Genomic DNA, 14663 nt, shown 5'->3' on the forward strand with positions numbered 1-14663 from the left:
TCTTGTTTTGAATTAGAGCGTTGTGATTGTATTGTTTTAATATTTAATCCTACCAATATGTCGCATAACGCGAACAATTCTAGCCTTTCTGTTGTTAATATAAGAAGAAGAACCTGTTGCTTTGTATTTACGCGGATTAGGTAAAATAGCCGCTATTCCAGCCGCTTGCATCATGGTTAAACTCGATGCATCTTTTCTGTACCAATATTGTGTGGCTGCCTGAGCACCATAAATACCGTCACCCATTTCAATACTGTTCAAATAGACTTCCATAATACGCTCTTTACCCCAGACAAGCTCTATCAAAACAGTAAAATAAGCTTCTAATCCTTTTCTGAAATAACTTCTTCCTTGCCAAAGAAAAACATTCTTAGCCGTTTGTTGTGATATGGTACTGCCGCCTTTGATGCGTCGGCCTCTTTCGTTATTTACATACGCTTTTTGCAAGGCATTAAAATCAAAACCGTGATGTGTCAAAAAAGTTCCATCTTCACTTGCTATCACCGCTTTTTGTAAATTGTTTGATATGTGTTCAATAGGCACCCAATCATGTCCAAAATAAATTTCCTTACCTGAAGTCTTGTTTTCAATGATACGAATGACCATTAATGGCGTGAATGGAACCGGAACAAACTTAAAAAAAACGACCAAAAAAATTGAGATTCCAAAGAACCACAGCATTACTTTGACTAAAAATCGTTTTAATTTGCCCATAAAATTCCCTTCTTTTTTTTCAGGTTGTTTTGTTTTTTTTGCTGTTATTTTTGTTGCCATTACAATAAATCTGCTAATTCCTGACCTATTAAACTTCCTATTGCTACTCCCATTCCTCCTAATCGCACCCCACAATAAACATTGTCAGATAGTTGTGAAACAATAGGATTCTTGCTATTTCCTAAACCCATAATTCCGCTCCAGCGGTGGGCTATTTGAAACTCTTGCTTAGGCAAAATTACTTCTTTTAACAATTGCTCCAGTTTTTTTTGTACTATTTCTGTCTGTCCAAAATCAGTTGTGGTTTCTGCATCAAAATCTAAATTTCTGCCCCCACCTAACAAAATTCTATCGCCAATATTTCTAAAATAATAATATCCCCTATCAATATGAAATGTCCCTTTTATATCTAAATTAGGAATAGGATCTGTAATCAAAACTTGCGCTCTTGCGGGTTTAACAGCACCTTTTGTAAGCGAATTAGCAAAACCATTGGTTGCGAAAAATAATTTTTTAGTCCCAAAAGAGAAATCACCCATAGCAACTTGAACTCCTTTATCCGTATCAAGATAAGAGGTTACCGTTTGCTGATTCAAAATCAAAATATTTGCTGCAATGGCTTGTTTTAACAGAGCCTGCATCATATTTCCAGTGTCAATTTGCCCCTCGAACGGATTAAAAATTAAATATTCTTTAATTCCGTTGAAACCAAATCGGTCTACTTCTTTTGCAAAAACATCTGCTTTAAATAACGGTTTTAGAATTTCGTTTATAAATGGCAACTTGTTTACACACTCATTGTAACAACTTTCATCGGCATTCAAAAACAATTCATATCCACCGTAAGGTTTAAAATCTATAGCCGAATCTCCTAAACGTTTTCTCAACAATTGCAATCCTTTCCAACGTTTTTGAACCAAACTTACCACCTCTTCTTCTGAATGCGATTTCAAGTCATCAATAATTTCAGAAATACTTCCAAAGCAAGCAAAACCAGCATTTTTTGTACTGGCTCCTTGAGGCAACATTCCTTTTTCTAAAACTAATATTTTACTGCTTGGGAATTTTTCGCGCAAGCGCAATGCCGCATGAAGACCTACAATACCACTGCCTACAATTGTATAATCAACATCCGTAAACCAATTTTTTAATTCCCAATAACTTAGTTGCATCTGAATATTTTCTATAAAAATAATATTTTTTTGGAGCTATTTCCAGCTGTACACTATATCTTTTCTTTTTTGCAAGAAAAAAGAAAAGGATGTCTCCCGAAGGTTCGGGACCCTCTGGGCTAAAACCACAATTGAAATCAAAAAACATCAAATAAAATAGTTATTTTTATACTCTAAAATACTCTTTCACTATGAAAAAAACACTCATTTTAACCTTAACACTCATAAGTTTGAATGCAATGGCACAAAACGTAATGACCCCAGAATTACTTTGGAAACTTGGCAGAATAAGCCCATTAGGAATTTCTAAAGATGAAAAACACATTGTTTATAAAGTAACAACCCCTTCAATAGAAGAAAACAAATCCGATTCAAAATTCTTTATTTTACCTATTAACGGAGGAAATCCTACGGAAGTAAAAGACACAAAAGCCATTTTGACGGATAAAAATATTTCTCCTGACGGAAAATATAGGGTGTATAATGAAGAGGTAAAAGTTGATAAAATTCATGGTAAAGATTTTTATCCAGAACTAACAAAATCCGATGTTCAAATCTATAATGGTTTAGATTATCGCCATTGGGACACATGGAATGACGGGAGATTCAACCATGTTTTTTATAAAGAAAACAAAGACGAAGCAACAGGAATTGACATTCTGAAAGGGGAGAATTTTGACAGCCCTCAAAAACCTTCTGGTGGAGACGAAGATTATATTTGGTCACCAGATAGCAAAAGCATTCTATATGTTTGCAAGAAAAAAGCTGGAACTCAGTATGCTATTTCTACAAATACAAATATTTACGAATACAATCTTGAAACTGGAAAAACCATCAATAGAACCGAAGGAAATGAAGGTTACGACACCGCGCCACAGTTTTCACCAACAGGGAATTTAACTTGGTTGCAAATGAAACGTGATGGATATGAAGCGGATAAAAATGACCTAATTGTTAGTTTTAAAGGCATGAATATCAACCTAACGGCAAACTGGGATGGGACTGTAGATCATTTCAAATGGAGTGCTGATGGTAAAAAAGTATATTTCATAGCACCAATCGATGGGACAAAACAACTCTTTGAAGTTAATTTTCCGGGCCTAACCAGAATTGCTATTCAAGTGCACCAAATTACAAATGGCGATTTTGATGTAAATGACATCGTTGGTTATTCGGGAGATACTATTATTATAACTAGAGCTGATATGAATCATGCTACTGAGATTTTTTCTTTCCATTTAAAGAAAAAAACTTGGAAACAATTATCAAATGTAAATACAGAAACCTACAATTCACTGGCATTAAGCAAAACCGAAAGACGCTATGTAACTACAACCGACGGCAAAAAAATGTTAGTTTGGGTTATTCTTCCTCCAAATTTTGATGCTTCAAAAAAATATCCAACCTTATTGTATTGTCAAGGTGGACCACAAAGTGCCTTGACTCAGTTTTATTCTTTCCGATGGAATTTTCAGTTAATGGCCGCTAACGGATATATTGTAGTAGCACCAAATCGTCGTGGAATGCAAGGACATGGCGTAGAATGGAACGAGCAAATTAGTAAAGATTGGGGTGGACAAGTTATGGATGATTACCTGTCTGCTATTGATGACGTTGCTAAAGAAAGTTATGTTGACAAAACCAGATTAGGATGTGTTGGCGCGAGTTATGGCGGCTATTCTGTGTTTTATCTAGCAGGAATTCACAACAACAGATTCAAGACTTTTATTGCTCATGACGGTGTTTACAATACCCAAAGTATGTTTGGCACTACCGAAGAAGTTTTCTTCAATAATTGGGACTTTGGAGGAGCATATTGGGAAAAAGATAATGCGGCGGCTCAAAAAGCATACACTACTTTCAATCCTATGAATGCGGTGGAGAAATGGAATACTCCAATCTTAATTATTCAAGGAGGAAAAGATTTTAGAGTACCGATAGGGCAAGGGCAAGAAGCTTTTCAAGCGGCACAATTGCGCGGAATAAAAAGTAGATTCCTTTATTTTCCAGAAGAGAATCACTGGGTTTTAAAACCTCAAAATGCTCAAGTTTGGCAAAGAGAATTTTACAAATGGCTGAAAGAAACCTTATAATTACCCATAAAAAAACCTCACTTTTCAGTGAGGTTTTTTGTATTCTAGAATTTTTTATTCTGGATCATTCATTTTAAAATCATCCATAAAAGCAGTTGTATAATCTCCTGCTATATAACGAGGATCATCCATCAACTGTCTGTGAAATGGAATAGTAGTTTTGACTCCTTCTATAACGAATTCATCTAAAGCTCTACGCATTTTGCTAATTGCTTCTTCACGAGATTGAGCAGTTGTTATCAACTTAGCAATCATAGAATCATAATTAGGTGGAATTGTATATCCAGAATACACGTGTGTATCTAAACGAACTCCGTGACCACCTGGCATATGAAGCGTAGTGATTTTTCCTGGTGAAGGACGGAAATCATTGTATGGATCTTCTGCATTAATACGACATTCGATTGCGTGCATTTGAGGTAAATAATTTTTACCTGAAATTGGCACACCAGCAGCAACTAAAATCTGCTCCCGAATTAAATCATAATCTATAACTTGTTCTGTAATTGGGTGCTCAACTTGGATACGAGTATTCATTTCCATGAAGTAGAAATTACGGTGTTTGTCCACCAAAAATTCTACAGTTCCTGCGCCTTCGTACTTAATATATTCAGCAGCTTTTACAGCAGCTTCTCCCATTTTAGCACGTAATTCATCAGTCATAAATGGCGAAGGTGTTTCTTCGGTCAATTTTTGGTGACGACGTTGTACAGAACAATCTCTTTCAGAAAGGTGACATGCTTTTCCGTAAGAATCTCCAACAACTTGAATTTCGATATGACGAGGTTCTTCAATTAATTTTTCAAGATACATTCCGTCATTTCCAAAAGCAGCAGCCGATTCTTGACGTGCACTTTCCCATGATTTCAATAATTCATCTTCTTTCCAAACGGCACGCATTCCTTTTCCACCACCACCAGCAGTTGCTTTTAGCATTACTGGAAAACCAAAATCTCTGGCTAATTGAAGTGCTTGCTCATAGGATTCTAAAATTCCTACTGAACCTGGAACACAAGGAACACCTGCTTCAATCATGGTTGCTTTAGCCGAAGCTTTATCTCCCATTCTGTCAATCATTTCAGGTGAAGCACCAATAAATTTGATTCCGTGTTCTTGACAAATTTTAGAAAACTTAGCGTTTTCAGAAAGAAATCCATATCCTGGATGAATTGCATCTGCATTTGTTATTTCAGCAGCAGCAATAATATTTGACATTTTCAAATAGGATAAATTACTTGGAGCCGGACCTATACAAACCGCCTCATCAGCAAACTTTACATGAAGACTTTCTGCATCGGCAGTTGAATAAACAGCCACAGTTTTAATCCCCATTTCCTTGCAGGTTCTGATTACACGAAGTGCAATTTCTCCCCTATTTGCAATTAATATTTTTTTAAACATCTTTTGAAATTTTAAATTATAAATAAATTTTAAATTAGTTGAATGACAATAAAATGCATCATTCAAAATTCATCATTCAAAATTTCTTATGATGGATCTACTAAGAATAAAGGTTGGTCAAATTCTACTGGAGACATATCGTCTACTAATATTTTGACAATTTTACCTGAAACTTCAGATTCAATTTCGTTGAATAATTTCATTGCTTCAATTACACAAAGAACATCACCTTTAGCGATAGTACTTCCTACCTCAACAAAAACAGATTTGTCCGGAGAAGGTTTTCTATAGAAAGTTCCAATAATTGGAGATTTTATTGTGATATATTTTGATTCTTCGGAGGCTGCTGGTGTTTCAGAACTAGTTGCTGCAGGAGCAATTTGTTGAGGAGCTACAGCTTGCTGAAGAACTGGTTGAGCTGGCATTTGTTGTACATACGTGGTCTCTGTAACATTGCCTTCTAACGTTGTTCTAATGGTGATTTTAACATCATCCATCTCCAATTTAACTTCAGCAACACCTGAGTTTGCTACAAATTTGATTAGGTTTTGAATTTCTTTTAAATCCATAATTATTTGTTTTTAGTTTAATTTATTTTTTATCGTAGGCCCATTTCAAGTAAATAGATCCCCATGTGAATCCACCTCCAAAAGCGGCTAATATAATAGTATCTCCTTTTTTAAACAAATGTTCAAAATCATTAAGAACTAATGGTAATGTTGCAGAAGTTGTATTTCCGTAACGCTCAATATTCATTAATACTTTTGACTCCTCTAGATTCATTCTATTTGCTGTTGCATCAATGATTCTTTTATTTGCTTGATGAGGAACTAACCAATCTACATCTTCATTAGTTAGACTATTTCTTTTTAAAATCTGCTCACTTGCATCAGCCATATTAGTCACTGCATATTTAAAAACAGTTTTCCCGTCTTGAATGATATTATGTCTGTTTTCTTTTACTGTTTCTAAAGATGTAGGAACTAAAGAACCACCTGCAGGAATTTTTAAAAAATCACGACCAATACCGTCACTTCTTAAATATTCGTCAATTAGTCCTAGTCCTTCATAGTTAGGCTCAAACAACGCAGCTCCAGCTCCATCACCAAAGATAATACAAGTTGATCTATCTGTATAGTCTACTATAGAAGACATTTTGTCCGCTCCAATAAGTAATACTTTTTTATATCTACCTGATTGTATGTATGCAGCAGCAGTTGACATTCCGTATAAAAAACTAGAACATGCTGCTTGCAAATCGTATGCAAAAGCATTTGTTGCGCCTATTTCGGTAGCTACGTAAACTCCCGTTGATGCTACTGGCATATCTGCTGTAGCGGTTGCCATTATTAACAAATCTATCTCTAAGGGATCAATATTTGCTTTAGCAATTAAATCTTGAGCGGCTTTTATAGCAAGGTATGAAGTTCCTTTGCTATCATCTTTAAGAATTCTTCTTTCTTTAATTCCTGTACGAGTGATAATCCATTCGTCATTGGTGTCTACCATAGTTTCAAGAACTTTGTTTGAAAGAACAAAGTCTGGAACATACGCTCCAACAGCGGTAATTGCGGCTGTAATTGTACTCATTATATTCGATTATTTCTATCAAATGCGAGCATTTGAAAAATTTTTAAAAGACTTGAAAATTACAAAAAAAAATCTAAACCTGTTGTTTTAGAACTTCTTATTTAACGAAAATTATAAACAACAAAAAAAACTCTCACATAGTGAGAGTTCTCATATTATTTACTAAAATGTATTAAGCAACAGCTACAGATTTATCTATAACAACTTGCCCTCTGTAGTACATTTTTCCTTCGTGCCAGTAAGCTCTGTGGTATAAATGTGCTTCTCCAGTAATTGGACAAGTAGCGATTTGCGCTACAGTAGCTTTATAATGTGTTCTTCTTTTATCTCTTCTTGTTTTCGAGATTTTTCTCTTAGGATGTGCCATTTTACTATATTATTTATCCGTTAATAGTTGCTTTAATTTGTCCCAACGCGGGTCAATATTTTCTTCTTCTTTCTTCTCTTCTTTTTTTTCTTTGACTGCTAGTTCTTTCAGTTTTGTAAGTGCTTCCGTTTTCAAACTTCCGTCCTTAACTCCTGGATGAACTCGTCTTAGAGGCACAGAAAGCACAATCATTTCATAAATATATTGTGCAATATCTATTTCAAATTCTCCATGTGGCAAAATGAGCAATTCTTCATTGTCATTATTAAAAGCTTCTCCAAATCTAACAATTAGATTCATTTTACCTTTTATAGGCAAATCAAAATCTTCACTTGTAAGATCACAAGGCACATTTACTGTTCCTTTGTGCTTGAATGCCAGCTCCAACATGGTGCTTTTTTTCTCTAAAACTAAATTTACTTTGATATCCGAATTTTGAAATTCGTTATAATCAAAGATTTCAAAGAACTTGTTATTTATTTGATATTCAAAATGATGTTTTCCTAGCTTTAATCCTATAAAAGGAATTAAATATTCTTTTGTCTTATTCATTTCAACAACAATTTGCCCGAAACTTCGGGAGTGCAAAGATATAAAATTATTATAAATCTAATAATGTTATTCACCTTTTTTTGTTTATAACTGTTTTTCTTTTGTTTTCAAGGGTTTAAGGCTGATTTCCGCATATTGACTTCTAGAATTATAAATGTCAATTGCCAGATAAACAGCTTCTTTAAACGAATTATAATCTGCAATTCCTTTTCCTGCTATATCGTAAGCCGTTCCATGATCTGGAGAAGTTCTAATTTTATTTAAACCTGCCGTATAATTCACTCCTTTCCCAAAGGACAAAGTCTTAAATGGAATCAGTCCTTGATCGTGATATGTAGCTATAATAGCATCATATTTATCATATTGATTGCTTCCAAAAAACCCATCGGCTGCGAATGGTCCAAATACCAAAGTTCCTTTTTCAAATATTTTTTTCAAAGTGGGTTTCAAAACAGCATCTTCTTCTCCTCCAATTACACCGCCATCTCCACAATGTGGATTCAATCCTAAAACTGCTATTCTAGGTTTATTTATACTAAAATCTTGAATCAAAGATTGTTTTACAGTCTCTATTTTTTTGATAATCAATTCTTCGGTAAGATGTGATGCCACTTCGCTTAACGGAATATGATCTGTTAGCAATCCTACTCGCAAATTGTCTTGCACCATCAACATAAGCGCATTCCCTTCTAACTCTTGCTCTAAGTAATCCGTATGCCCTGGAAATTTAAACGATTCGGATTGAATGTTATATTTATTTATTGGTGCTGTAACTAATACATCTATCAACCCTTCTTTAAGGGCTTTGGTTGCGGCAACAAAAGATTTAATAGCATATTCGCCTACTTTATCATCATTGGCACCCAAATTCAAATCAACCCCTTCTTTCCAAACATTCAAAACATTGATTTTTCCCAGTACAACTTGGTCCAATCTGTCTATGCCATGCAATGCAACAGTGGATTCAAAAGTCTTTTTGACAAAAGACATAATCTTTACATTAGCAAAAATAACCGGAGTGCATAACTCTAACATGCGAGAATCCTCAAATGTTTTTAGAACAACTTCGCTTCCAATACCGTTTAAATCTCCTATCGAAATTCCAACTATTATATTTTCTGCTTTTTTCATAATGACCTCACGTTATTTATTACTAATTTTGATGTGCAAATTTAGTAAAATAAAACAAGAAATGTTTACAGGAATAATAGAAACACTTGGCACCATCCAAGAAATAAAAAAAGACAAAGACAACATTCATATTACTATAGATTCCGCTATTACTAGCGAACTCAAAATTGATCAAAGCGTAGCTCATAATGGAATCTGCCTGACTGTAGTTGACATAAAAGACTCTCTTTACACCGTTACTGCAATAGGCGAAACGATAAAAAAGACAACAATTTCACATTGGGAAAAGGGCGACAGCGTAAATCTTGAAAGAGCCATGAAATTAGGCGACCGTCTTGACGGACATATTGTACAAGGACATGTGGATCAAACTGGGACTTGCATTGCAACCCATGAAACAAATGGAAGTTGGTCTTATACTTTTCAATATGACGACTCACTTAACAACATCACTATAGAAAAAGGTTCAATTACTGTAAATGGAGTAAGCCTCACCATAGTGGATTCAAAGAAAAATGAATTTGGTGTCGCTATAATTCCCTATACCTTTGAGCATACAAATTTTCACGACTTTAAAGTTGGAACAAAAATAAATTTAGAGTTTGACGTAATTGGCAAATATGTTTCCCGATTATATAGCAACAAATGATATTCTTAATTTATTAAAAAAACAAAAGCTGCAATTTAAATTGCAGCTTTTGTTTTTTGCTTATAACTATAAATGAAATAGCACCCCATTATTATTGCCAATACAAATAGTATGATTAGATTTTCGTCTATTGGCAAAGGTGGCGGTGGCGGTGGAGCCGCTTTCCTGCCTGTAGGACTACTCGAAGGAGAAGGAGGATTTCCTGCCCACACAAGTAAAGGACCTATAAGTAAGACAAAAAAAATAAAATTTTTATAATAAAAAGACCTCATATTTTTGAAACTAATAACTCAATTGCTTCTTAAAAATAACCTACTAATCATTTAATCACAACAACTAGCTGTAAAACAAATGCATAAATAAATATTATTTTTTACAAAAACAATAAAATTACTACAAAAATACGTTTTATATAACAAACCTAACTAACAAAAGGCACTATTTTATTTTGAAGGAATAATTATATGTGACTCTTCTTTTTTTCCAGCTAAAATATCATTCAAAAATTCTAATACATAATGTGGTTCCTTCTGAAAAAGATATCCTGAAAACTCATGTCCTCCACCATCAAAAGTAATCAGCTTAACCTCTTTATGCAAGGAAATCAAATGATTATAAACAGCATTTGACCCAAAAAGAATTAACCAACCAGATGCATTTGTTGAGCAAGATCGATGTGGTCCAACTGAATATGGAACTAATTTATCTTGATTTCCGTGCCCAAGCAACATTGGAATCGCATTCTCTGAAGTAATCAAATTAACATCCATAATAGCCCCTGAACCTCCAATAAAACCAGCATACTTAAAGCTTTCAGGCAAGTTGTTTTGATATAAATTCATAAGCTTATAGTCCCAAAATGAAGCGTGAAACCCTATTTCGGCTCCAGCACTAATTCCAGATATAAAAATTTTAGAGCTGTCAAGGTTATATTTGTCCGCATTCTTAATTAAATATGAAGTCGCTTGCCACATATCACTAACCCCAATTTGTATGGCTTTAATTTTCTCTGTTAAAGTTCCTCCGCATCCAAAATCTTTATCTTTCATATATAATGAATAGGAAATATTAGCGACAGCGAATCCATTCTGAGCAAGGTAGATGGCAAAATCTCTTTCAGTTGTTCTATTCCCTCCCGAAAACCCACCTCCAAAAGCAAAAATGACAAGCGGTGTTTTTTTATCTGCCTTTTTTTGAGGCAAGTACAAATCCAAATCTAATGCAATTGTATCATTTTGAAAATACGTCATCGTTTTGACTTCTTGTGCATCAACAAAATTCAGGGTCAGACAGATGAAAATTGATAATTGAAAAATGGTTTTTTTCATGAAGAAAATATTTTTTGTTTTTAAAAAATGAAACTCTTTGGACACAAAAAAGTTTCAAAACTAAATGCTTTGAAACCTTTCTGATGCTATGCTTTAAATTTCTATTATAACGACTTCAAATAATCAGCACTTTTTTTCAACGCAATTTCAGGAGACTGCACCATATCTTGTTCCACAAAGAAATGATCAACCCCGTTTTGTTTTGCCGCAGTAAGTATTTTAGGTAAATCAAACACCCCTTCTCCGCAAGAAGTCATATATGGGAAAAGACTAATCCATTGTGACGGATCACCTCCGTCACCTGCAAATCTTTTAGACTCTTTCATATCCTTTGCGTGTATCATTTTATACCTTCCTTTGTGTTTTTCGAATAATTGAACTGGATCAGCACCACCAGCCATAGTCCAATACACATCCATTTCAAAATAAACCAAACTAGGATCCGTTTGGTCAAAAATAATATCTAAAGGCATAACTCCATTTACCTTATTTAAACCATATCCGTGATTATGATATGCAAAACGAATTCCTTCTTTCTTAGCTGCATCACCAATTATATTGAATTTATCTGCAACTTTTTTATAATCATCCAAGGTTTTTCTTTCTTCATAAGGAATAGATGGAAGCACTACATATTTCGCCCCAATTAAGTTAGCCGTTTCAGCTAATGGCCCCATATTAGTTAACAATGTGTCTAAATCAGTATGCATCGAAGGAATAGTTATTCCGTTTGATTTTGCAGCTTTTAAAAAATCATTAGCAGACTTATTAAAGAAACCACTTCCTTTGAATCCTAATTGAGGAGTAACCGCATTCCAGGAAGCTTTTGCTTTATCAGTACTAAATTCATATGGTCCAAAACATTCTACTTCTTCATATCCCATTTTAGCTAAAAGAGTAAAAGCGGTTTCAAAATCATTCTCTAATAATTTAGGTACGGAAAACAAACCCAAACCTACTTTATCAATTAACGGGGTTTTAGTAAATAGGCCGTTAGCATTTACTAAAGATGCTACTGAAAACAGTGCCGTACTTTGAAGAAATTGACGTCTTTTCATAAATAATAATTTTTAGCTTCTAAGTTATTATTTATTTTGAAATAAAAAAAATTGCTTTACTCTTTTGCATAAAAAAAGCCTCTCAATTACTTGAAAGGCTTAAAATTGTGGTCCCACCTGGGCTCGAACCAGGGACCACCTGATTATGAGTCAGGTGCTCTAACCAACTGAGCTATAGGACCGGTTAAGAGTTTGCAATATTACTACTATTTTTTATTTGCCGCAACTATTTTTTAATTAGATTTTTTGATAATGGCCATTATTAACATTTCAAAAAACAAATGCTCTGATTATTAAGATTCTATTCCAATCTTTCCTTAAAATTATTGTTTTATTTCTTGACATAATTCTATCAGAACCCCATTTGTGGTTTTAGGATGTAAAAAAGCAACCAACTTATTATCTGCGCCTTTTTTAGGAATTTCATTCAAAACAACAAATCCTTCATTTTTTAATCGCGCTATTTCCGAAACAATATCTTCAACATCAAAAGCGACATGATGGATTCCTTCTCCTTTTTTTTCAATAAATTTAGCTATTGGACTTTCTGGATTTGTTGCCGCCAAAAGTTCAATTTTATTTGGCCCAGTTTGAAAAAAAGACGTCGTTACTCCCTCGCTTTCAACAGCTTCAAATTTATATGCGGCAACTCCTAATAATTTTTCAAATAATGCATTTGAAGTTTCTAAATCCTTAACCGCTATTCCTATGTGTTCAATTTTTTTCATTTTAATCAGCCGAGTTAAATACAAATATTTTTGTTTAAAATTAAACATTACAAACTAAATACATCTAAAGAACAAGCAAAATATTCTGAAATTATAAAATTAAAACACCTCTCATCAAACCTCTAGGAACACCCTTAAACTCCTCATAATATTTCAATAAAAGTTTCGATTACAATAAATATAATTGTTATTTTGTGGAATCTAATTTTTGATTCGTTATGTTGAAAAACAATTTTAAATATATCTATTTTTTATTATTGCTAGTTGTTGTTAGTTGCGCTAAAAGAGGCAGCATAACTGGCGGATTAAAAGACACTATTGCCCCAGTTTTAAAGGCAAGTTTTCCAAAAAATTTCAGCACAAACTTTAAAGAAAACGAAATTAAATTGACTTTTGATGAATACATCAAACTAAAAGATTTGAAGAAACAACTCATTATTTCACCACCAATGAAAAATGAGCCACTGATTTCGCCTTTGACTTCAAGTAAATATATTACGATAAAAATCAATGATACCTTAAAACCTAACACTACCTATAGTTTTAACTTTGGTCAAAGTGTCGCTGATAATAACGAAGGAAATACTTTAAACCAATTCAAATACATATTTTCAACAGGAAATAACATAGACTCTTTGGCCATTGGCGGAAAAATAAAAGATGCTTACAACAAGGAAGTTGAGTCTTTTGTTTCCGTAATGTTGTATGAGGTGAATGACACTTACAAAGATTCCATAGTATATAATGAAACTCCCAGATATGTAACCAATACATTAGACAGTTTAAAAACATTTAGATTAGAAAACATTAAAGCTGGAAAATACCTTCTGGTTGCCATGAAAGACTACAATAACAATAACAAATACAATCCTAAAAAAGACAAAATAGGCTTTCGCAAAGAATTCATCACCATCCCAAACGACACCATTTACGAACTAGAATTATTCAAAGAAACATTACCTTTCAAAGCATTCAAACCAAATCAGGTTTCTGGAAACAGATTAGTTATGCCTTATGAAGGGAATCTACATTCAGCAAATGAAAGACCAAAGATTGTCTTAAAAAACAAGGACGAAATCATCCCTACAATACTAACGCAATTACCAAAAAAAGATTCCTTACAGATATGGTACAAACCTATAAAAGCAGATTCTCTGAGTATAGAAGTCAACAAAGACAAATACACTGGAACGTTTAATTTTAAAATTAAAGATCAGAAAAAAGACAGCTTAAGTATTGTTGCTAAACCAAATGCGATATTAAATTTCAGAGATCGCTTTACTTTAGAAACTGCAACTCCATTAGTAAATTTTGACAAATCAAAAATAAAAATACTAACTAAAGATTCGGTTGATGTTCCGTTTACTACCGAATACGATGAGTTTAATCAAAAATTATATCTTGATTTCAAAAAAGAGCCTTCCGAAAAATACAATTTCACCTTATTACCTGGTGCTCTAACTGATTTTTATGAAAAATCAAACGATACTTTACGCTATAAGCTAGACACAAAAAGCACTACTGAGTACGGAAATCTTAATGTCACTTTGGAAAATGTCAAACATTTTCCAGTACTAGTTGAATTGACTAATGCAAAAGGAGAAGTAATAACATCTCAATATACTGAAAGCAATCCTGTAATCACTTTTAGTCTATTAGAGCCCGCTTTGTTTTCACTAAGAGCTATTTACGACGAAAATAAAAACAAAACATACGATCCTGGAAATTTTTTAGAAAAAAAATATGCCGAAGAAGTTATTTATTTTTCAAAAGAAATAGATGTTCGAGCAAATTGGGATGTGGAACAACCTTTTGACTTAAGCATTCCGTACATTCCAGAGAAAAAACCAAAAAAGAAAACGGAGAAAAAGAAACCCTAA

Annotated in this window: 15 protein-coding genes and 1 tRNA gene; 4 read left to right on the top strand and 12 right to left on the bottom strand. The window is 33.6% G+C overall.

What is annotated here, in order from left to right:
• Positions 1–36 precede the first annotated feature (36 nt).
• Both mtgA and C8C88_RS04950 read right to left on the bottom strand, forming a co-directional pair.
• On the bottom strand, positions 37–774 hold the full coding sequence (mtgA, locus tag C8C88_RS04945; protein WP_121337049.1) for a monofunctional biosynthetic peptidoglycan transglycosylase: 738 nt from the start codon (positions 772–774) through the stop codon (positions 37–39).
• Positions 774–1886 (bottom strand): FAD-binding oxidoreductase, encoded by a 1113-nt coding sequence (locus C8C88_RS04950; RefSeq protein ID WP_121337050.1) that lies wholly within the window; start codon positions 1884–1886, stop codon positions 774–776. The genes mtgA and C8C88_RS04950 overlap by 1 nt, the downstream gene beginning before the upstream one ends.
• A 191-nt stretch (positions 1887–2077) precedes the next feature.
• On the opposite strand from C8C88_RS04950, the gene C8C88_RS04960 reads away from it, so the two are divergent.
• Positions 2078–3979, top strand: coding sequence for a S9 family peptidase (locus C8C88_RS04960; protein ID WP_121337052.1), 1902 nt, complete (start codon positions 2078–2080; stop codon positions 3977–3979).
• A 54-nt stretch (positions 3980–4033) separates the two neighbouring features.
• Here C8C88_RS04960 and accC read toward each other — a convergent pair whose 3' ends face one another.
• The 6 genes from accC to pdxA all read right to left on the bottom strand — a co-directional run bounded on the left by accC (position 4034) and on the right by pdxA (position 9023).
• Entirely contained in the window at positions 4034–5380 is a 1347-nt protein-coding gene (accC, locus tag C8C88_RS04965; RefSeq protein ID WP_121338572.1) for an acetyl-CoA carboxylase biotin carboxylase subunit, read from the bottom strand.
• An 86-nt stretch (positions 5381–5466) separates the two neighbouring features.
• Positions 5467–5949, bottom strand: coding sequence for an acetyl-CoA carboxylase biotin carboxyl carrier protein (gene accB / locus C8C88_RS04970; protein WP_121337053.1), 483 nt, complete (start codon positions 5947–5949; stop codon positions 5467–5469).
• Between the two features lie 22 nt (positions 5950–5971).
• Positions 5972–6970 carry a beta-ketoacyl-ACP synthase III gene (locus tag C8C88_RS04975; protein ID WP_121337054.1) on the bottom strand — a complete coding sequence of 333 codons (999 nt, stop codon included), beginning with the start codon at positions 6968–6970 and terminating at the stop codon, positions 5972–5974.
• 172 nt (positions 6971–7142) lie between these two features.
• Positions 7143–7337 (bottom strand): 50S ribosomal protein L32, encoded by a 195-nt coding sequence (gene rpmF / locus C8C88_RS04980; protein ID WP_007137315.1) that lies wholly within the window; start codon positions 7335–7337, stop codon positions 7143–7145.
• Positions 7338–7346: 9 nt separating this feature from the next.
• Positions 7347–7889: a DUF177 domain-containing protein gene (locus tag C8C88_RS04985; protein WP_121337055.1), complete on the bottom strand. Its 543-nt coding sequence runs from the start codon at positions 7887–7889 to the stop codon at positions 7347–7349.
• A gap of 84 nt (positions 7890–7973) precedes the next feature.
• Positions 7974–9023 (bottom strand): 4-hydroxythreonine-4-phosphate dehydrogenase PdxA, encoded by a 1050-nt coding sequence (gene pdxA / locus C8C88_RS04990; protein ID WP_121337056.1) that lies wholly within the window; start codon positions 9021–9023, stop codon positions 7974–7976.
• 58 nt (positions 9024–9081) lie between these two features.
• Here pdxA and C8C88_RS04995 point away from each other — a divergent pair, with 58 nt between their 5' ends.
• A complete protein-coding gene (locus tag C8C88_RS04995; RefSeq protein WP_121338573.1) occupies positions 9082–9669 on the top strand; it encodes a riboflavin synthase in 588 nt (195 codons plus the stop codon).
• 111 nt (positions 9670–9780) lie between these two features.
• Positions 9781–9927 (top strand): hypothetical protein, encoded by a 147-nt coding sequence (locus tag C8C88_RS12880; RefSeq protein WP_158588985.1) that lies wholly within the window; start codon positions 9781–9783, stop codon positions 9925–9927.
• Positions 9928–10112: 185 nt separating this feature from the next.
• Here C8C88_RS12880 and C8C88_RS05000 read toward each other — a convergent pair whose 3' ends face one another.
• From C8C88_RS05000 to mce, 4 genes are all read right to left on the bottom strand, one after another.
• A complete protein-coding gene (locus C8C88_RS05000; protein WP_121337057.1) occupies positions 10113–10997 on the bottom strand; it encodes an alpha/beta hydrolase fold domain-containing protein in 885 nt (294 codons plus the stop codon).
• A gap of 104 nt (positions 10998–11101) precedes the next feature.
• Complete coding sequence (locus C8C88_RS05005; protein ID WP_121337058.1) at positions 11102–12055, bottom strand: sugar phosphate isomerase/epimerase; 954 nt, start codon at positions 12053–12055, stop codon at positions 11102–11104.
• 108 nt (positions 12056–12163) lie between these two features.
• Positions 12164–12237: transfer RNA gene (locus tag C8C88_RS05010), tRNA-Ile, on the bottom strand.
• A 141-nt stretch (positions 12238–12378) separates the two neighbouring features.
• Entirely contained in the window at positions 12379–12783 is a 405-nt protein-coding gene (gene mce, locus C8C88_RS05015; protein ID WP_121337059.1) for a methylmalonyl-CoA epimerase, read from the bottom strand.
• A 218-nt stretch (positions 12784–13001) separates the two neighbouring features.
• On the opposite strand from mce, the gene C8C88_RS05020 reads away from it, so the two are divergent.
• A complete protein-coding gene (locus tag C8C88_RS05020; protein WP_121337060.1) occupies positions 13002–14663 on the top strand; it encodes an Ig-like domain-containing protein in 1662 nt (553 codons plus the stop codon).

It is taken from the genome of Flavobacterium sp. 123, assembly GCF_003634825.1.
Classification (GTDB): domain Bacteria; phylum Bacteroidota; class Bacteroidia; order Flavobacteriales; family Flavobacteriaceae; genus Flavobacterium.

Excerpts from the sequence above, each read along its gene's own strand:
- C8C88_RS04995 (WP_121338573.1), top strand. The coding sequence starts at position 9,082 with ATGTTTACAGGAATAATAGAAACACTTGGCACCATCCAAGAAATAAAA.
- accC (WP_121338572.1), bottom strand. The coding sequence starts at position 5,380 with ATGTTTAAAAAAATATTAATTGCAAATAGGGGAGAAATTGCACTTCGT.
- C8C88_RS04985 (WP_121337055.1), bottom strand. The coding sequence starts at position 7,889 with ATGAATAAGACAAAAGAATATTTAATTCCTTTTATAGGATTAAAGCTA.
- mce (WP_121337059.1), bottom strand. The coding sequence starts at position 12,783 with ATGAAAAAAATTGAACACATAGGAATAGCGGTTAAGGATTTAGAAACT.
- C8C88_RS12880 (WP_158588985.1), top strand. The coding sequence starts at position 9,781 with ATGATTAGATTTTCGTCTATTGGCAAAGGTGGCGGTGGCGGTGGAGCC.
- C8C88_RS04960 (WP_121337052.1), top strand. The coding sequence starts at position 2,078 with ATGAAAAAAACACTCATTTTAACCTTAACACTCATAAGTTTGAATGCA.
- C8C88_RS05020 (WP_121337060.1), top strand. The coding sequence starts at position 13,002 with ATGTTGAAAAACAATTTTAAATATATCTATTTTTTATTATTGCTAGTT.
- C8C88_RS05005 (WP_121337058.1), bottom strand. The coding sequence starts at position 12,055 with ATGAAAAGACGTCAATTTCTTCAAAGTACGGCACTGTTTTCAGTAGCA.
- C8C88_RS05000 (WP_121337057.1), bottom strand. The coding sequence starts at position 10,997 with ATGAAAAAAACCATTTTTCAATTATCAATTTTCATCTGTCTGACCCTG.
- accB (WP_121337053.1), bottom strand. The coding sequence starts at position 5,949 with ATGGATTTAAAAGAAATTCAAAACCTAATCAAATTTGTAGCAAACTCA.
- rpmF (WP_007137315.1), bottom strand. The coding sequence starts at position 7,337 with ATGGCACATCCTAAGAGAAAAATCTCGAAAACAAGAAGAGATAAAAGA.
- C8C88_RS04950 (WP_121337050.1), bottom strand. The coding sequence starts at position 1,886 with ATGCAACTAAGTTATTGGGAATTAAAAAATTGGTTTACGGATGTTGAT.
- mtgA (WP_121337049.1), bottom strand. The coding sequence starts at position 774 with ATGGCAACAAAAATAACAGCAAAAAAAACAAAACAACCTGAAAAAAAA.
- C8C88_RS04975 (WP_121337054.1), bottom strand. The coding sequence starts at position 6,970 with ATGAGTACAATTACAGCCGCAATTACCGCTGTTGGAGCGTATGTTCCA.